Raw genomic sequence first — 19,422 nt, 5'->3', positions numbered from 1 at the left:
TAAAGGAGGAAACTGCCCCTCTTGATTAAAGAGGGGTAGGTAGAGATTTTTTAGAATTTATAACCAATCTTTAGACCATAGGCGATGGCATTGTTATTTTCAAACTCTGCGACATAGCCAGGCGTATTAAATTGTGAACCGGATTGTGCTTTTGCATCGCCCAGCCAGAAGTATTTCACACCACCTGCGATAAAATAATTTGGAGCAGGGCTGTATTGAACACCAACCCCTACATTCCAGTAGCCTTCAGTTGGCCCAAGTGTGGTGACTGGGTTACCTGCGCCAGAGTCCCAACCAACGGATAGATTACCTGCCCATTGGTCGTTAAATTTACGACCAATACCTGTTGTAATTGAATATTGATCATCGGTATAGGCAACCAGATCAAAACCCTCTTTTTTACCTGTTGCCGCAACGATTGGTGGTAAGGTTGAAGCCGCACCAAATTTATAGGGACGGATGGCGAAGTCTTTCCAGTTCACCCAGCGTAAATTGGCAAATGCAACGGTGTTTTCCATAATTCCAGTTTGGAAATCGAGGTTGATCGATTGTGGGGTGGTGATTTCAGTTGTACCTTCTGAATGATTAATTTTATTTAGAACTGCATCCAAACCTGCACTGCCAGTCATGCCTGCAATACCATGATTTTCATAAGCATTCATTTCATGCTTGATTTTTGCACGGTAAGTCAAAGAAGCTTTGAGTGCAATTTCAGGAATTTGATAAGCAACACCCGCTAACCAGCCAACTGCTTCATCTTTGCCTGTTTTGAAGTCATAACCACTGTAGGCATTATAACTTTTGCCACGTAACAGTACGGTACTATCTAGGGTTTGATAGACCGCACCCGCATAAATATTCCAGTTTTGATTCGGTTGATAACCGAGTAGCAGATTTAAGTTTTCAGTATCAACTGTAACTGATGTGCCGCCTTTAAATGGAACAGGGCGGCTTTCGATAAAGTTACTTTTGCCCGTGTATTCTGCATCTGCGCCATAGGGCTGATCATAAATCAAACCAATCGAAAGTTTTTCTGTGGCTTGAATTTTTAAGGCTGCATTGGGCGCGTAATAGTGATTGGCCATATCACCTGTATTATTTTTAGATGTGTCTTTACCCGAAACACTCGGATCTAGAACGGTGATACCTGCTTCAAAATAGTTATTTGGCTGTAAAAAAGCGGCAATTGATTGACCTGAGCGATCCAGTGCTGCGGCGAATGTTGTTGTTGGAACTAAGCTAAGTAGAAGAGCCGTTTGAATAGCATTCAGCTTCATTAATATGTTCTCTCAAATCACTTTGTAACAGAATGGCGCGAAAAGTAACATAGTTTTTATTCGCTTAAATAATTTACAAATGTCAATAAATGAACGGTAAAGTCACTGAAAATACTTGAGCATTCACGGTTTTTATTGATGGTTTTAAACTTTGTATCACTGCTGATTTATTTAGTTATGATTTTGATTTTATTTATTAAAGTTGTATAAAAAAAGGCCATCCCAAGATGACCTTTTATTGAAAACTGTGGATTAGAAGCGATAGCCCATTTTTAAGCCATAGGCGATTGCATTGTTGTCTTTAAACTCTGCAACATATTCATTTCCACCTGCTTGAGCACCAGTTTGTGCTTTAGCATCGCCTAACCAGAAATATTTCACGCCAGCAGCAATAAAGGTTGCTGGCGTCGGGCTAAATTGAAGACCGACACCCACGTTCCAATAACCTTCTGTAGGACCAAGTGTTGTTACAGGGTTACCTGCACCAGAGTCCCAACCTACAGAAACGTTACCAGCCCATTGTTCGCTTAGCTTACGGCCAACACCTGCGTTAACAGACCATTGATCATCAGAATATTCAACTAAGTTGAAACCGTTTGGACGACCAACTAAACCACCGATTTGTTGAGACAATAAACCGAACTTGTATGGTTGGATTGCAAAGTCTTTCCAGTTGACCCAGCGAACGTTTGCAAACGCAACTGTATTCGCCATGATACCTGTTTGGAAATCTAAGTTAACAGACTGTGGCGTTGTAATTTTGGTCTTTTTACCCGCACTGCCTTCTTCAAGTGCTTGTGCTTGAGCTAATGCTTGAGCAGGAGTAATGCCCAGTAAACCTGCTAACACGGCTGGGTTGTTAACCAACGCAGAGGTTACAGAGAAATTTTCATTAATATTTACTTTGTGATCGATTTCTGAACGATATGTCAAAGATGCTTTAAGCGCAATCTCAGGAATTTGATAAGCTGCACCGACTAACCAACCAGCACCGCCAGTTTCTTTGATATTCGCATCATAGCCATTGTAGATACTATAAGCTGTACCACGTAGGTTTACATTACCTTTAACTGTTTGGTAAACACCACCAGCATACAGGTTGATGTTTTTAACTGGTTGATAGCCAAAAACAAGAGAAATATTTTGCGTATCTACTTTTACTGAAGTATTACCTTCGCCTAAAGCTGCATTTGCATCAGCAAGACCTTTTTGTAATGCTTTTACTGGTGCACTATTTAAGAAGCCTTGAGTGACTGCTGCTTGAGCCTGAGCAGGGGTCATACCACCTTGCACAAGTCCAGCAATTTGCTGTTGGCCTGTTGGAGAGCTTAAATAATCAGTTACTTTCTTTTGTACTAAAGCATTTGTTTTTTCAACAGGTAGAACAGTATCAGAGCCAGGATTCGATACAAAAACGTTGTTTCCAGAATATTGAGCATTTGCACCATAAGGTTGGTCGTATAATAAACCGAAAGAAACGTTGTCAGTCAGTTGTAATTTTAATGCTGCGCTAGGGAAATAATAGTCATCCGCCATATCCCCAATTTTTCGTGTTGTTGATGATGTGCCAGCTTCTTGGCCTTTCACTGTTGGGTCTAGAACCGAAATACCCGCTTCAAAATAGTTACCCGGCTGAAAAAAAGCAGACATAGATTGACCTGAACGGTCTAACGCAGCTGCAAAAACTCCAGTTGCAGGCAGCGTTGCTAAAATCATGGCAGTGCTAAGATGTTTTAATTTCATTGTAAATCTTTCCTTGAACTTCAAGATTCTTAAGTGTTAAGAAGCTATGATCTGACAACAAAAAAGTTATCTATCGTGATTGGCTATAACTTCATGTAACAAAAATACCATAATTAGAATAAGAGTAAATGTTCTAAATGAACTATGCAGTATGCTGGTTTTGTTGAAATTGGATAAAAATAAATCTTAAAAAATTTATATACATATGTGTTTTTATTTGTAAAATAATGATAAATATAAATTATTCTTCTCAAATAATAATCGTTATTTTTTGCATTTTTCAAAATAATGTTTTTTATTTGGTCAAAGATTTTTTGTAAAAAATGAGATTTATTTCTCCACATATGCCTTTTAGGCAAAATTTTAAGCGGATCAGATCAGTCTAGAATAATTTTACGCAAAATTTACGCCTCGCGCTTTTTTCAATATAGAGAATTTACGTCCCTCATTTCCATACTAAAGCTGACCTATTTTTTAAATGGCATTTGCTATGTGGGAATTTATTTCTGTCTTTATTGTTTCATTGCTATTGGCTTATCCACTTGGCATTTATCTTACCGATGTGATGCAAGCCAAACCAATGAAAAGTGACTGTTTGTTTAAATGGATTGAGCAGCCAATCTACGCATTTCTCAATGTAAAGCAGGTCGGAATGAACTGGCGACAATATCTCACTGCATTTCTACTCAGCAACCTGTTATTGCTTGGGGCAAGCGTCATCATTTTAATGACTCAGGCATGGTTACCACTGAATCCAGATCATATTCCCAATATGAATTGGGACTTGGCTTTACATACCACCATTTCATTTTTGACCAATACCAATCAGCAACATTATTCTGGACAGGCTCAGTTGTCCTATCTATCGCAAATGACAGTGATTGTCGGTTTACAGTATCTGTCTCCGATTATGGGACTGGCATTATTGGCTGCAATGCTAAGAGCCATGTTTTTACAATCTAATCATGCGCAAAGTAACGATAAAAAGCGTTGGAACCAGATCAATCTGGGTAATTACTGGATGGATATCATTCGGCCTTTATTTCGATTCTTTATTCCTTTAGGTCTTGTCCTGTCTGTATTTTTGACCTTTCAAGGTGTTCCTGCAACATTGTCTGCAGGGCCAACAGCACAAGTTCTAGATCAGACCACAGAAGTTAAAACACAACATATTCCGCTTGGTCCAGTTGCACCCATGGTAGCGATTAAACAGCTTGGCAGTAATGGTGGAGGGTGGTATGGCCCAAATAGCAGTGTGCCTTTGGAAAATCCAACGCCTTTATCTAATGTGATGGAGATGATTGCGATTTTACTGATCCCACTGTCAGTCGTATTTATGGTGGGACGTTTTATCCAGCGTAAAAAATTAATGTGGATGATTTTTGGCACCATGTTGTTGATGTCATTGGCTTCGACTGTATTGACCCTATGGGCTGAAAAATCATCTTTAACTCCAAATCTGGCTGTGATGGAGGGCAAGGAGTTCCGGTTTGGTGTGGAGGCTTCTGCACTTTGGGGTAGCTTAACCACCCAAGTGAATAACGGCTCAGTCAATATGATGCATGACTCAGAATCTCCACTGACAGGACTGGTTGAACTCTGCAATATGCTGATTAATGCCATCTGGGGAGGCATTGGTTGTGGTCTATTACAGTTCTTTATTTATCTGTTTTTAGCGGTCTTCATTGCAGGTTTGATGACTGGACGTACTCCTGAACTGTTCGGCCGAAAAATTGAAGTTACCGAAATTAAGTTGTTGGCACTGGTGATTTTATTACAGCCCGTGGTGATTCTTGGATTGACCGCAATCGCGATTGCTTTCCCATCCCTGACAGCCAACTCAAATCCAGCTTTTCACGGTATTAGCCAAGTGTTCTATGAGTATGTCTCAGCCTATGCCAACAACGGTTCTGGTTTTGCAGGGTTGGGTAATAACACACTCTGGTGGAATTTGAGTACGAGCATTGCGTTATTAGCTGGGCGTTATAGCGTATTGATTATTCCTGTTTTGATTGCCGTCAGTTTAGCAACTAAACCACAAGCCACTGAAAGTAAAGGCTCTTTACATATTGAATCTCCTACCTTTGCACTGACTTTGATCGGCATCGTACTGATTCTGACCTTATTGCAATTCATGCCAGTGTTGGTGATTGGCCCAATTGCCGATTATTTATCAATAAAAGTTTAAGTGTGGAGCAAATACAATGAAACACTCAAATGCGACACAACAGCTAGATATTTTGAATAAAGAAGTTATCCAGCAGACTTTTTATAAACTGTTACCTCAACATGCATTTAAAAATCCAGTGATGGCCTGCGTCTGGATCGGAACTGTCCTAAGCCTCATCGCAACCATAATAGGGAATGCAAGTCTGGTTTTTGGCTTGGTGTTAAGCAGTATCTTGTTGGTGACCGTATTATTTGCCAATTATGCAGAGGCTGTTGCAGAAGCTAAAGGGCGTGGACAAGCGGCTTCATTGCGTCAAGCGCGCGAGAATTTAACTGCAAACCGCGTTGCTGATTTGGATGCACTCCCGGAAATTGTTTCTGCAAATCTATTAAAAAAAGGTGATTTGGTCATCGTTAAAGCAGGGGAAATTGTGCCTGCGGATGGTGAAATCATTCAAGGTTTTGCCACCATCAATGAGTCAGCGGTCACAGGGGAGTCTGCACCGGTATTGCGTGAAGCCAATACGGATCGTTCAGGGGTGATTGGTGGAACCAAAGTACTATCCGATCAAATTACAGTTTGTGTTAGTAACGAAGCTGGTCATAGCTTTTTGGATCGCATGATTGCTTTGGTTGAAGGCGCTAACCGTCAAAAAACACCGAATGAAATTGCACTGGGTGTTTTACTGAATATCATGACCCTCACCTTTATTGTGGTGGTGGCAACCCTGCCATTTATTGGGGCAATGGTCGGTGTCAAAATCAGCTTGGTCTTATTAATTGCGCTGTTGGTGTGCTTGATTCCAACCACAATTGGCGGTTTGTTACCTGCAATTGGAATTGCAGGGATGAACCGTGCTTTAAAAGCCAATGTTCTGGCTAAATCTGGTAAGGCTGTTGAGGTTGCGGGTGATATCGATGTATTGCTGCTGGATAAAACGGGAACGATCACCTATGGTGACCGCCAAGCCACAGCCTTTTATCCACTGGCAGGTGTGAGTCCAAATGAGTTGCGCCAAGCTGCTATGCTGACCTCTTTTGCAGATCCAACCCCTGAGGGGAAATCTGTGGTCAGTCTAGGCAAAGAATTGGGGGAACATATTCAAGAGCCGAAAGATGCAGAATTTATTCAGTTTAGTGCATCGACACGGCTGTCTGGCGTCGATTTGGCCACTGGGCAACGCATTCGTAAAGGTGCTGTTGATGCCATTCTTAAATTTACCGAGCAAAATATTCAGGACAACTTTGAACTCAAGACTCGCGTCGAACAAGTGGCTTCTAAAGGTGCAACACCTTTGGTGGTAGCCTCAAATCATAATATTCTCGGTGTGATTGAACTCTCCGATGTCATCAAGCAGGGCATTAAAGAACGTTTTGCGCTGTTGCGTGAAATGGGGATTAAAACCATCATGGTTACAGGCGATAACCCGTTAACCGCTGCAGCAATTGCGGCTGAAGCTGGAGTAGATGACTATATTGCCGAAGCCAAACCCGAAGATAAACTGGCCTGTATTCGTCAAGAACAAGCAGCAGGTAAGCTGGTGGCGATGGTGGGGGATGGTACCAATGATGCGCCTGCTTTAGCCCAAGCGGATATTGGCCTCGCCATGAACTCTGGGACTCAGGCAGCTAAAGAGGCGGGCAATATGGTGGATTTGGATTCGGATCCAACCAAATTACTGGATGTGGTTGAAATCGGGAAACAACAGCTAATTACGCGTGGGGCATTAACCACTTTTTCTCTCGCTAACGATGTTTCCAAGTACTTTGTGATTTTGCCTGCGTTATTTGCTGTGGCAATTCCTCAACTGGATGTACTGAATATCTTGCGCTTAAGTAGTCCAAGCAGCGCTGTAATTTCCGCGCTGATCTTTAATGCGTTAATTATTCCAATGCTGATTCCACTTGCCTTAAGAGGAGTTCAGTTTAAGCCTGCCAGTGCTCTGCAATTATTACGCCGTAATATGCTGATTTATGGTGTGGGTGGGGTGATCTTTCCGTTTATTGCGATCAAGTTGATTGACCTTGTTGTGTCATTGTGGATTTAGGAGTGAAAAATGAATACATTAGAAAATCTTCCATTGTCTGTAGATACACACGCGTTATTACGTCCTGCTTTAGGGCTGATTTTGGTCGGCTTTTTAATTGCTGGTGCGCTGTATAGTGGTGCTGGTGTCGCGCTGGGACAGTTATTCTTTCCCAAACAGGCCAATGGCAGTTTAATTGAGCTTAATGGCAAGATTATCGGTTCAAGTTTAGCTGGACAAAGCTTTGTCAGTGAGCAATATTTTCATGCGCGTCCAAGTGCATCCAACTATCAATTGGATACAATGGCTGGGAGTAATCTGGCTATTTCAAACCCAGTACTGCAAAAACAGATTAAGGAAAGAACAATGCAGTTTGCTCAGAATAATCATATTTCTGGGCAGCAGGTTCCACTTGAAATGATTACTGCATCAGGCAGTGGTATTGATCCAGACATTTCACCAGCAAGTGCGTTATTGCAGGTAAAACGTGTAGCACAGCAGCGTCATTTGTCTGAGCAGCAGCTACATAATTTAGTACAACAACAGATTCAACCTGTTCAATTAGGTTTGTATGGGCAAGCACGGATTAATGTGCTGAAATTGAATCTGGCATTAGATCAATTGTCATCGACCCAACGTTGATAGAGCACAGGATATGCAGATCGACCGAAACAATAAAGCAGATGCATGGTTGGCGCATAGTCAACGGGAGCAATCTGGTCGTTTAACCATTTTCTTGGGTGCGGCACCAGGTGTGGGAAAAACCTATGCCATGCTGACACGGGCACATGAGTTGATGCAGCAAGGTTCTCATGTGGTGGTAGGCGTGGTGGAAACGCATGGTCGATCTGATACCGAGCGTTTGATTCAAGGCCTGAATGTGATTCCAAGAAAGGCCGTGGACTATCAGGGTCGTACTCTGGAAGAGATGGATCTTGATCAAATCCTTAAATTAAAGCCTGAAATTGTGTTGGTGGATGAACTCGCACATCGTAATGTGCCAAATAGTCGGCATGAATACCGTTGGCAAGATGTCAATGAACTGTTGGATGCAGGGATTGATGTCTATAGCACCTTAAATATTCAGCATCTGGAAAGTCTCAATGATGTGGTCTATCAAATTACAGGGATTCGCGTTAGCGAAACAGTTCCGGATGCATTGCTCAAACGTTTGAAAGATATTCGCTTGGTTGATCTGCCTGTGCCTGAGCTGTTAGAGCGTATGAATCACGGCAAGATTTATTTAGCGGATGTTGCACCGCATGCCTTACAGGGATTTTTCAAACCCGCACATTTAACTGCTTTGCGTGATCTCGCGATTCAAACGGTGGCAGGGCAAGTTGAAATGGATTATCGGGAAAAATTTGTCGCACAGGGACAAATCATTCCCATTCAAAATCATGTGATGTTAGCGATTGATGGGTCTGAGTTTTCAGAAGATTTGGTACGACGTGCACACCGTATTGCTGAAAGACGTAATGCGATATGGAGTGTCATCTCGATTCAAAAAAGCAAGATTGAAAACAAGCAAACTTTCGCCGTGACTAAAGCGTTTAATTTGGCACGTAAACTTGGTGCCGATACGTATTTACTATATAGCAATCATATTGCTTCTACGATTTTACAAGCGGCTTATGACTATGGGGCATCCAATATTTTATTGGGGAAAAGTGCTAAAAAATCAGTATGGCAGCGCTTATTTTCAGATCATATTGCCGATCAGTTATTAGAGAAACAGCATCCTTTTGAGATTACTTTTGTGCAACCATTAAAAAGTAAAAATCAAAGCACTGTACCCAACGTAGATCATTCTTATCGTGCTTGGTTAGAGCAGGGCCTGGCCTTTAATCCGCGTGAGCTCGTTGAAAGTATCGTGATTGTGTTGTTGGGCCTAATCGCCGCGACGGTCAGTGATCATTTCATTGGTTATAGTGAACTGGCCTTAATTTTTGTGGTTACTGTGCTGGTGGTGGCGATGCGTGCAAGGATGCTGATTACTATCATTAGCGTGTTCATCTGTTTCCTGCTGTATAACTATCTATTTATTGAACCCCGCTTTACCTTTCGAATCAGTGCTGAACGTGGGGTCATGACCATTATTATTTTCATTGTCTCTGCTCTGTTGGTCGGACGGTTGGCTAATCAGTTACGCGCTCAGGTGCTGAGCTTGCGTGCTGCAAATTCAGTTTCATTGCAACTACAGGAGTTGGAACGAAAGCTTTCAGTTTGTGTGGATATTGAACAGGTTTTAAATGTTGCCAAACAACATGTAGAAAGTGCTTTGAAGGCAACAGTTTGGCTAAGGGTTGGCACGCAAATGCTGGATGATCATGTGCGCTTAAATGAAAAAGATCAGATTGCTGCTGATTGGACTCAAAAAAATGGTAAACCCTGTGGACGTTTTACCAATACATTGACTCAGTCTGAATGGTGGTTTAACCCCTTAAACCTAGAGGGCGAGCATGGTGTGATTGCGATTCGATTTCAGCCAGATACAATGCCCATAAACTTTGAACAACAACGTTTGGCTGAATTGATGATTGAAGATATTGCACAAACGGTCTCACGGGTGCAGTTATCTTTACAGCTGGAGAATTCCAGAGTGGTTGCTGAAACAGAAAAATTGCGTTCAGCCTTACTCTCTTCTGTATCCCACGATCTGCGTTCACCACTGGCAGCAATGATTGGTTCAGCAGATAGTCTGAAATACTATGGTGAACAGATGTCTGAAACGGATCGGAATGAATTACTGGATACCATTCATGTTGAGGGCGAGCGTCTGGATCGTTATATTCAAAATTTATTGGATATGACCCGTTTGGGACACCAGGGCTTAACCTTGAGTCGTGCTTGGATTGGTGTGGATGAATTAATTGGATCGGCAACACAGCGGTTAAAGCGCTATCAGCCTCAGTTGAACATTGATGTCTCTATTCAAGAGAACATCCCGCAGTTGTATGTACATCCTGCCTTGATTGAACAAGCGATTTTCAATGTCTTGGAAAATGCCGCAAAGTTTTCACCTGATGATAAGCCTATTGAGGTCGACATTCAGCAGGTAGAAAATGTCTTACAAATCGACATTGTGGATCAGGGTGTGGGTATTCCAGAACAAGAACGTGAACAGATCTTTGACATGTTTTATACCATGCAGCGTGGAGATCGAGGTAAAACGGGAACGGGATTAGGTCTTGCAATTGTAAAAGCGATTATTGGGGCGCATATGGGCAGTATTGAAGCTTTGGTGGGGCCATATGGTCAAGGCTCTTTAATTCGAATACGATTACCACTTCATCAGGATTAAAAGTATATTCATGCCACAGACAATGAATCCACATGCATCGATTCTTATTATTGATGATGAGCCGCAAATTCGGAAATTTCTGGACATTGCCCTACGTGCGCAAGGCTATCAGGTACAGGTGGCTGAAAATGGAATGAAGGGCTTGGAAATTCTGGCATCACGCGGTGCTGATTTATTGATTCTGGATTTAGGGCTGCCTGATATGGATGGGCAGGAGGTGCTGATTGAATTGCGGCAATGGAGTGATATTCCTGTGATTGTGCTTTCAGCACGTCCAGATGAGAATCAGAAAATTCAGCTCTTGGATGCGGGTGCCAATGATTATGTGACCAAGCCTTTTAGCATTCAGGAGCTCTGTGCCCGAATTCGGGTCATGTTTCGCAATAAGCCACAACCGTCTGAGCACAATCTGGTGTTTAATGATGGACAACTTTGGGTGGATGTGGCTGAACATGCGGCCAAACTGGCTGGTGAAGACATTACCTTAACCAAAAAAGAATTTCAGTTGTTGGCCCTGTTGATTCGTCATCAAGGCAAGATTGTGACGCAAAAACAAATCATGACCGAGTTATGGGGCATTAGCCATGAAGAGGATACCCACTATCTTAGAATCTTGGTCAAAAAACTCAGAACTAAAATAGGGGATTCCGCAGTGACGCCCAAGTATATTTTCACCATTGCGGGAGTTGGATTACGCTTTGGTGAATAATGAGTCTATGTTGTCGTTGTAATGAGCCATTATGAGTTTAGTAAAAAATCAGCATATGCTGCGCGTAGCTCTGTCTTAACAATTTTCCCGGTACCGTTGATCGGGAGCGCATCAACAAAAATGACGGCATCTGGAATCTGCCAAGAGGCAATTTTATCGGCAAAATAGGTCAGCAGGTCTTGTTCGGTTAATGATGAATGTTCTTGTTTTACCGCAATTAAAATTGGACGTTCATCCCATTTGGGGTGGCGTGCAGCAATTGCGGCAGCCATACGAATTTCAGGGTGGCCTACGGCAATATTCTCTATTTCAACAGATGAAATCCATTCACCGCCTGATTTGATTAAATCTTTAGCGCGATCGCGGATGGTCATGTAACCATCAGAATCAATGGTTGCGATATCCCCTGTATCAAACCAACCATCTGAAGTCAGAGAGCTTTTTGCTTGATTGAAATAGTGGTCAACCACCCATGGGCCACGAACCTGTAAATTTCCTTGTGTCTGCCCATCATTTGCGAGCGGTGTCATAGTTTTTTCATCAACAATACGTAATTCTATACCAAAAGGTGGACGACCTTGGCTTTGGCGTAATTTCTCAAGTTGCTCCGTATTTAATGTCTCATGTTTTGCCTTGGGTTGATTGGCTGTGCCCAGTGGACTTATTTCTGACATCCCCCATGCATGAATCGTGTCACAATGATAAGTGTCTCTAAATTCACGGATGATAGACGGTGGGCAGGTTGCGCCACCAACAACATTGCGCTGCAGACTTTGCAAGCGGCTGCCTGTTTTTTGGGCAGCAAGCAATAGGCCTTGCCAAATGGTAGGAACCCCCAAGGCCACTGTTACTTTATAATCATCAATTAAACGAACGAGGCTATCCCCATCTAAATTTGGACCAGGCAGAATGAGCGAACTCCCGACCATTGCTGCTGCATAGGGAATACCCCATGCATTGACATGGAACATGGGAACCACAGGCATGACAATATCTCGAGCAGAAATATTTAAAGAGTCGGGGAGTGCAATGGCCATTGTATGCAGTAAGGTCGAACGATGGCTATATAAGACTCCTTTGGGATTCCCCGTGGTGCCCGAGGTATAACATAAGGAGCTCGGTGTTTCTTCCTTGAATTGCGGCCAATCAAATTCTACGGATTGATCTTGAATTAACTCATCATAAAAAATAACGTTTGGAAGTGCGTTAGCGACGCTTTCATCATAGGCGCTTAAACAGATCAATTTTTCAACCGAAGGAATTTTATCCTCAAGCGCACTGATTAATGGTAAAAATGTACTGTCGAAGAAAATAACTTTATCTTGAGCATCATGAATAATAAAGGTCAACTGCTCTGGAAATAATCGAGGGTTAATCGTATGGCAAACATAACCGCATCCAGAAATGGCATACCATGATTCTAGGTGACGGCGGTTATTCCATGCGATTGTGGCAATACGATCACCCTCGCTTAAATTAAACGCCTTGAAAGCATTTGCTAAGCGTTTACTATTCTGCTGGATGTGTTTCCAATTCGTAGTGCTGAGTTGGCCATCGATTTCACGTGAAAAAATGGCCGTATCTGCGTGATATTTTGCTGCATGCTCTATTAAGTTACTAATCAATAAATCCTGATGTATCATTTTTCCAAACATTTTTTATCCTTTTCACTACTTGGTGCGGTCAATGCTGCTGTGAACCTGAAGTTCACTGTCTTAATATTTATGGTGAATGACTGAAATAAAATGATATTTAAAAGACAAGTTCATGAGGAGTGATATCTCTAGAGATGTACCACACCTCGAGTACAGTGAGAACTTGATGCGTAGCAAAATGAAAGTAGCATTGAGAAAAATAGTGGTCAATATGAAAGCGAATTTTATTCATATTAATCATGCAAAGGCTGAATAATTCAACACGTTTCAGCTTGTTGACTCGCTTCAACGCCATAAAGACGGTTATGGTAATTTGAATGCATAAATTTTAGAAAAAATTAAAAAAAGGATATGTTGGAAACGCTAATGATCATTTTATCGGATTAAACCAAGAAAAATGACTGCATATTCAAGCTTGTTGCAGTGGATTAAGTGATAATCAGATGCTGATAATGTGCAATATTTTTGAGGCTGTAAAATAAATTTTTATTATAATTAATAATAGTTTAGCTTGTTGGTTGTTGTGCGCAGTTTTCTGTTTTTTAGTATATACTGGTTAAGCTTTTTAATGTCTTATTCGAGTCAAAATGAAAAAATTATTAGCGATTACCGCATTCAGTTCTTTAGGTTTAATGGCCTGCTCAACTACAGAAACATCAAAATCAATTCAGAGTCCACAAGTAACGGCAGCGGTACAACAGATTAAATATAACGGGGTTAAAGTACCTGTTTCGATTGGTAAGTTTGATAATCGTTCTAGCTATATGCGAGGTATCTTCTCTGACAATGTCGATCGTCTTGGTGGACAGGCGAAAACCATTTTAGAAACCCATCTACAGCAAACGGGCTATTTCTCGGTTTTAAATCGTGACAACCTATCTGAACTGAAGCAAGAAGTGGGGTATAGCAATACGGCTCAAACGATTAAAGGTGCACGTTATGTGATTACAGGTGATGTATCTGAGTTTGGCCGTAAAGAAGTGGGTGATCAGCAATTATTCGGTATTTTAGGCCGTGGTAAGCAACAGATTGCTTATGCCAAAGTGAATTTGAATATTGTCGATGTGAAAACGTCGGAAATTGTTCATTCAGTACAAGGTGCGGGTGAATACGCACTCAGTGCTCGTGAAGTACTTGGTTTTGGCTCTACAGCCTCTTATGACTCGACCTTAAATGGTAAGGTACTGGACTTAGCGGTACGTGAAGCCGTCAACAATTTGGTCACTGATATTCAGAATAATCGTTGGACTGCACAATAAACTAGGCCGCTGTAAAATGAAAAAAATTGTTTGCGTCGGTCTGATCAGCATCGGGCTGGTTGGTTGTGCTACTGGGCCTCAACCTCTGTATAGTTGGGGCTCTTATACACAACAGACGTATTTGATGTATAACGCACCAGAAAAAGCCACACCCAATGCACAAATCATCAAGCTAGAAGCGGAAATCGAAAAAGCCAAAGCGAAAAATCTCGCTGTTCCACCTGGGCTATATGCACATCTGGGCTTGTTATCTTTGCAAGAGAATAATGCGCAAAAAGCAGTTGAGTATTTCCAATTGGAACGACAAGTGTATCCTGAATCGACTGTATTGATGAATCGCTTGTTGCAGAAAATGAATGCCAATGGAGGAATTGCAAAACCATGATCAAGGCATTTTTAGTTTCTAATCTTTTGCTTGCAGGTTTAGTACTTACAGGCTGCGCATCATCTCCTGCGGTGAATAAAGACATGACGGTATATAAGCAGCATATGCCGAAATCGATTCTGGTGTTACCACCAGTCAATGATTCACCAGAGGTAAAAGCAACTTATAGTTATTGGCCAACTGTTGTTACACCTGTTGCTGAAGCAGGTTATTACGTTTTTCCAATTTCTGTGGTTGATTCGATGTTTAAAGAGAACGGTGTGACTAATGGTCATGATGCGCAAAGCATTTCGCCACAGAAATTACAGGAAATTTTTGGTGCGGATGCTGCGCTCTATATTCGAATTAAAGAATATGGTTCTAAATATCAAGTCATTCAAAGTGTTGCAACCGTGAGCGTGGAAGCAAAACTGGTTGATTTGAAGAGTAATCAAATCCTTTGGACAGGTGAAAAGAAAGCGGTTCAATCCAGCAATAATGGCAACAATGATTTGCTTAGCTCATTGGTCGGTGCATTGGTGGAACAAATTGCCGGGAGCCTAAATGATCGTGCTTATCCTTTGGCAAGCATCGTCAATACCCAATTATTTACACCGACACAGCATAATCCTGGTTTGGGTTTGCTTTATGGACCACGTTCACCGAAATACCAACAGGACGATATGCTAAAGTGATTTTTTAATCATCGATATCAAATAGAAAAGCCTCTGAATGAGGCTTTTCTATTTTTATGGCTTATTTTAGCGTTGGGTCACCCTGTTTCAGGAAGAAACGTAAAGTAAGCTTTTGTACCCAAGTTCCATAAGGCGGATAGAATAGTTGCGTTGGGAAGAAACGATGGCGCGCAAATACGGTTTTCGCATGTGAAAGCTCACGGAAGCCTTCTTCACCATGATAAGTCCCCATTCCTGAGTTCCCGATCCCACCAAAGGGCGCATCATGGTTGACCACATGCCAGCCCCAGTCATTGATGGTCACACCACCAGAATGGGTTTGTTTTAAGATGTACTCACGTTCCTGCGCATCAAGGCTGAAACAGTACAACGCCAAAGGACGCTCACCTGCCTGAATATAGTCAATTGCATCATCCAGTGTGTCATAAGCAAGTACAGGTAAAACGGGGCCAAAGAGCTCTTCTTTAAGAATACGCATGTCTGCTGTGCAATTCAGCACGATATGTACAGGCATACGACGTGCATCTTGCGCTCGATCGTACTCACCACAAACAATGATTTGAGCACCTTTGGCCTGTGCATCATCCAGTATCTCAAGTAAACGCTTCAGATGACGATCACTGATAATCGAGGTGTAATTGTTATTATGATGAATATTGTTGCCATACATCTGGGTGAAATTGGATTGGCATTCTGCGACGAACTCATCCACTTTTTCTTTAGGTACCAGTGCATAGTCAGGTGCAACACAGATCTGACCACAGTTGGTTGCTTTACCATGTAATATACGTTTCGCGGCATCGGCCAAAGGATAATTTCGGCTGACGAAAGCTGGAGATTTGCCGCCTAATTCTAGTGTTACAGGTGTAAGGTTTTCAGCCGCTGCGCGCATTACCACACGGCCAATCGCAGGTGAACCTGTGAATACAATATGGTTGAATGGCAAGGAGGTAAATTGAGCAGGGTCGAGAATTTCCTCACCAAAAACTGCGACTTCATCTTCACTGAAAATCTCAGCTAGCATACGTCTCACCACTGCATTGGTGGCAGGTGTCACTTCAGGCAGTTTAATCATGACACGATTGCCCGCAGCAATGGCAGCAATTAAGGGTCCTAAGGCCAAGTAAACAGGGAAGTTCCAAGGCACAATCACTCCAACCACACCTTTGGGTTGGTATTGTACACGTAAACGGTTGGATAAAAAGAGCAGTTCAGTCTGACGTTTGCTTGGACGCATCCAACGTCTCAAATGGCGAATCGCATGTTCTGCTGCGAGCACTGAACCGAGCAAATCGAGTAATTTTGATTCATCAACTGAGCGGGAACTAAAGTCAGTATGAATGGCGTTTGCAATGACATCTTGATAACGGATGATCTGTTTTTTAATGTGCAATAGCTTACTGCGGCGGTCATCGAGATCTGGATAGGGGTGAGCATCAAAAGCGATGCGTTGTTGTTTAAAAACCGAAAGCATATGTTCAGTTGCTGAATCGCCGAATGGTTGAGATGTTGAAAGTGTCATTGTTGTTCCTTTCATGCTTATTAGTAGAAGAGACTTTATGATTAATGCGTTTTGTAGTCGATATTCAATTGAGACAACAAAAAGTAATTTCGTGCCATTATGCATCATCACTCAGGGGATGAGGTGAAAAAATGCGTAAACATGCTGATAAGCATACGGTGATTAAAGCTCAATATAATCAGGCAGGATTGCATCTGAATGTAACTTTGTTTGGTATAACCCGCTTATTCAATGAAATACCGCAACATGGTGATTTCATAGCCGAGGTGTTGCAGCAGCAGGGGACAGGCATTGCATATGAAGCGCTGACAGACAAGCGCAACTGTGATTGATCGGTGAGTTTTGGTTTGGCTCAATGCAAAGTTTGATTGAATGAGTTAGAAGCCCTCATTTCAGGGAAAAAACGATTACAGCCTTCCCCGTATCTAATTATGCTGAAAAATATCAAAAAGTATTTCACTGTCTCGTAGCGTGTGATGGAGATGTCATGCAACCGGATATTTTCTAACAGCTCAAGAAATTGCAGAGCAACTAGATGTGTCTAAATGAACTGTGTAGCGGTGCTTGACGGAGACCGAAGTGAGCTAACAGTAAATTTTAGATAGCACCAGAAGAGGGGGTGCTGAGGATTACTTGGCCTCAAGCTTGAGTATTGATGAAAGATTGGGCTTTACTGATACCTCAAATTTAGAAAAGCTTATCGACGCTGGGCAGGGGGTTTCACTAAATGAATATAGGGTGCATAAAACAATAGGGTTTGAATTTAAATAATGGTTGTTTTTATCAAAATATGATTTTTTTAATTTTATTTTAATATCTTGCAATTATAATAATTTTTGTCAGTTTTTGAGGCTTTAAAAATTATGTCGACTTCAATTCATGTTAACTTGAATAGAAGTTTTATAAATAAATGATATTTGCTTTGATTATGTTTTAACGCGGGCAGTTATTTTTTAACCTAAAAATGCACTATAATGTGGCGTTTTTATTCTAGAGATATCTTGTTTTGATTGTTTATTATTTGGTTGGTTTTACTGTTTAGTATATAATTTATAATTAAAAAACATTAATAATCATAATTTTATATTTAATATATGGTTGTATTATTTTAAAGTATTTTTCATGTGAATGAGTGTATTAAGCATATAATTAAATTAAATGAATTGCCTAAACTTAAATCGCATAGAATTTGTGCTGGACTAGGGTAGCGGTTTACCCAATAAAAAAACTTAATATGCTAAGGATTGCTTTCAATGCTGACTTTTTTAGGTATCAGCATGATCATGTGTTTCATGTATTTGATCATGTCAAAACGTCTCAGTGCATTAGTTGCATTAATTTTAATTCCATTTATCTTTGCAATTATCGCTTGGGGCTTAGGGTTTTATTTTGACAGTCTAAGTCATATTCAATTAACTGAACTCGGCAATACGATGCTCGAGGGAATTAAAAAACTTGCACCAACAGGAGTAATGCTACTTTTTGCAATCTTATATTTTGCATTAATGATTGATTCAGGGTTATTTGACCCATCAGTTAGATGGATTTTAAAGAAAGTAAAAGGTGATCCATTAAAAATTACTTTAGGAACCGTATTTTTAACTTTATTGGTTTCTTTAGATGGGGATGGTTCAACCACTTATATGATTTGTGTGGCAGCCATGATGCCTCTATACAAACGCGTCGGCATGAACCCTCTGATTATGACCTGCCTGATGTTGCTCTGTAGCGGGGTCATGAATTTGACACCATGGGGCGGTCCAACCGCACGTGCAGCAAGTGCTTTACAGGTCGATGCCAGTGAAGTCTTTATTCCAATGATTACATCCATGATTGTGGCAGCTGCTTGGTTATTCTTCTTGGCCTATCTTTATGGCATGTACGAGCGCAAACGTTTAGGTGTAATTGAGCTGGTTGATATTAGTCATGCGGATGAGATTTCCATTTCCAAAGATCCAGAAGCTCAGCGCCCACATTTACGTTGGTTTAACGGTATTCTAACGCTCGTTTTAATGGCTTCTTTGGTAAAAGGGATTTTACCAATGTCGATCTTGTTTATGCTGGGCTTCTGTATTGCCTTGGTGGTGAACTATCCTTGCGTCAATATGCAGAAAAAGCGTATTGCAATGCATGCAGACAGTGTATTGGCCGTGGTTGGAGTTATTTTTGCGGCAGGTGTTTTTACTGGAATTCTGTCTGGTACAGGTATGGTTGAAGCGATGTCTAAAGGCTTCGTAGCTGTGATTCCACCTAGTCTAGGACCGTATCTGGCACCAATTACAGGGGGGTTGAGTATGCCATTGACATTCTTTATGTCAAACGATGCCTTTTATTTTGGTGTATTACCGATTTTGGCTGAAGCTGCTTCACATTATGGAATTGCACCAGTTGAAATTGCACGTGCTTCTATTGTCGGTCAACCCATTCACTTATTATCTCCACTGGTTCCTTCAACTTATTTATTATGTGGTTTGGCTGCTGTTGAAATGGGGGATCATCAAAAGTTTACCCTGAAATGGGCATTTATTACCTGTTGTATATTAATGGGTAGTGCTTTGATATTTGGTGTTTTTCCATTTTATAATATTTGAGCTGGATTATTCATATGCTTTTATATTCTGGAAAATATGAAAGCAGATTATCTTGAGTCTATTTTATTTTAATTTTTTGCTTGAAATATAGCCAAATAGGTGTGTTT

The 19,422-nt window shown here is 41.3% G+C and carries 14 protein-coding genes; 10 read left to right on the top strand and 4 right to left on the bottom strand.

Annotated elements, in window-relative coordinates; all coding sequences use genetic code 11:
* Positions 1-50: 50 nt before the first annotated feature.
* Positions 51-1,277, bottom strand: a complete 1,227-nt coding sequence (locus F895_RS02100; RefSeq protein WP_005243964.1) for an OmpP1/FadL family transporter — start codon at positions 1,275-1,277, stop codon at positions 51-53.
* Between the two features lie 252 nt (positions 1,278-1,529).
* A complete protein-coding gene (locus tag F895_RS02105; RefSeq protein WP_005243962.1) occupies positions 1,530-3,020 on the bottom strand; it encodes a long-chain fatty acid transporter in 1,491 nt (496 codons plus the stop codon).
* A 490-nt stretch (positions 3,021-3,510) separates the two neighbouring features.
* Between F895_RS02105 and kdpA the strand changes: the two genes are divergently transcribed.
* Genes kdpA through F895_RS02130 form a run of 5 tightly spaced genes read left to right on the top strand, consistent with a single transcriptional unit; the run spans position 3,511 to position 11,229 of the window.
* Positions 3,511-5,208: a potassium-transporting ATPase subunit KdpA gene (gene kdpA / locus F895_RS02110; protein WP_010589830.1), complete on the top strand. Its 1,698-nt coding sequence runs from the start codon at positions 3,511-3,513 to the stop codon at positions 5,206-5,208.
* Between the two features lie 16 nt (positions 5,209-5,224).
* The gene (gene kdpB / locus F895_RS02115; RefSeq protein WP_005243957.1) at positions 5,225-7,237 is read left to right on the top strand and encodes a potassium-transporting ATPase subunit KdpB; all 2,013 of its coding nucleotides are present in this window, start codon (positions 5,225-5,227) and stop codon (positions 7,235-7,237) included.
* A gap of 9 nt (positions 7,238-7,246) precedes the next feature.
* Positions 7,247-7,858, top strand: coding sequence for a potassium-transporting ATPase subunit KdpC (gene kdpC / locus F895_RS02120; RefSeq protein ID WP_005243955.1), 612 nt, complete (start codon positions 7,247-7,249; stop codon positions 7,856-7,858).
* 13 nt (positions 7,859-7,871) lie between these two features.
* Positions 7,872-10,520 (top strand): sensor histidine kinase, encoded by a 2,649-nt coding sequence (locus F895_RS02125; protein ID WP_005243952.1) that lies wholly within the window; start codon positions 7,872-7,874, stop codon positions 10,518-10,520.
* Positions 10,521-10,530: 10 nt separating this feature from the next.
* Positions 10,531-11,229 carry a response regulator gene (locus F895_RS02130; RefSeq protein ID WP_005243950.1) on the top strand — a complete coding sequence of 233 codons (699 nt, stop codon included), beginning with the start codon at positions 10,531-10,533 and terminating at the stop codon, positions 11,227-11,229.
* Positions 11,230-11,258: 29 nt separating this feature from the next.
* On the opposite strand, the gene F895_RS02135 is transcribed toward F895_RS02130, so the two are convergent.
* Entirely contained in the window at positions 11,259-12,884 is a 1,626-nt protein-coding gene (locus F895_RS02135) for a long-chain fatty acid--CoA ligase (protein ID WP_005243948.1), read from the bottom strand.
* A 587-nt stretch (positions 12,885-13,471) separates the two neighbouring features.
* Between F895_RS02135 and F895_RS02140 the strand changes: the two genes are divergently transcribed.
* The 3 genes from F895_RS02140 to F895_RS02150 are packed head-to-tail and all read left to right on the top strand — an operon-like array spanning position 13,472 to position 15,202.
* A complete protein-coding gene (locus F895_RS02140; protein WP_005243947.1) occupies positions 13,472-14,143 on the top strand; it encodes a CsgG/HfaB family protein in 672 nt (223 codons plus the stop codon).
* Positions 14,144-14,159: 16 nt separating this feature from the next.
* Complete coding sequence (locus F895_RS02145) at positions 14,160-14,528, top strand: DUF4810 domain-containing protein (RefSeq protein WP_005243945.1); 369 nt, start codon at positions 14,160-14,162, stop codon at positions 14,526-14,528.
* A complete protein-coding gene (locus tag F895_RS02150; protein ID WP_005243943.1) occupies positions 14,525-15,202 on the top strand; it encodes a DUF799 domain-containing protein in 678 nt (225 codons plus the stop codon). Before F895_RS02145 ends, F895_RS02150 begins: the two co-directional genes overlap by 4 nt.
* Before the next feature lie 61 nt (positions 15,203-15,263).
* Here the strand turns inward: F895_RS02150 and F895_RS02155 are convergent, their stop codons facing one another.
* Positions 15,264-16,724, bottom strand: a complete 1,461-nt coding sequence (locus F895_RS02155) for a coniferyl aldehyde dehydrogenase (protein WP_005243941.1) — start codon at positions 16,722-16,724, stop codon at positions 15,264-15,266.
* 131 nt (positions 16,725-16,855) lie between these two features.
* Between F895_RS02155 and F895_RS02160 the strand changes: the two genes are divergently transcribed.
* The gene (locus F895_RS02160) at positions 16,856-17,056 is read left to right on the top strand and encodes a hypothetical protein (RefSeq protein ID WP_005243940.1); all 201 of its coding nucleotides are present in this window, start codon (positions 16,856-16,858) and stop codon (positions 17,054-17,056) included.
* A 921-nt stretch (positions 17,057-17,977) separates the two neighbouring features.
* Positions 17,978-19,315 carry a CitMHS family transporter gene (locus F895_RS02165; protein ID WP_005243938.1) on the top strand — a complete coding sequence of 446 codons (1,338 nt, stop codon included), beginning with the start codon at positions 17,978-17,980 and terminating at the stop codon, positions 19,313-19,315.
* Positions 19,316-19,422: the final 107 nt, after the last annotated feature.

Origin of the sequence: Acinetobacter sp. CIP 64.2, assembly GCF_000369645.1 — a bacterium.
GTDB lineage: Bacteria > Pseudomonadota > Gammaproteobacteria > Pseudomonadales > Moraxellaceae > Acinetobacter.
The sequence above is the reverse complement of the archived record's forward strand: the minus strand, read 5'-3'. Positions and strand labels throughout refer to the sequence as shown.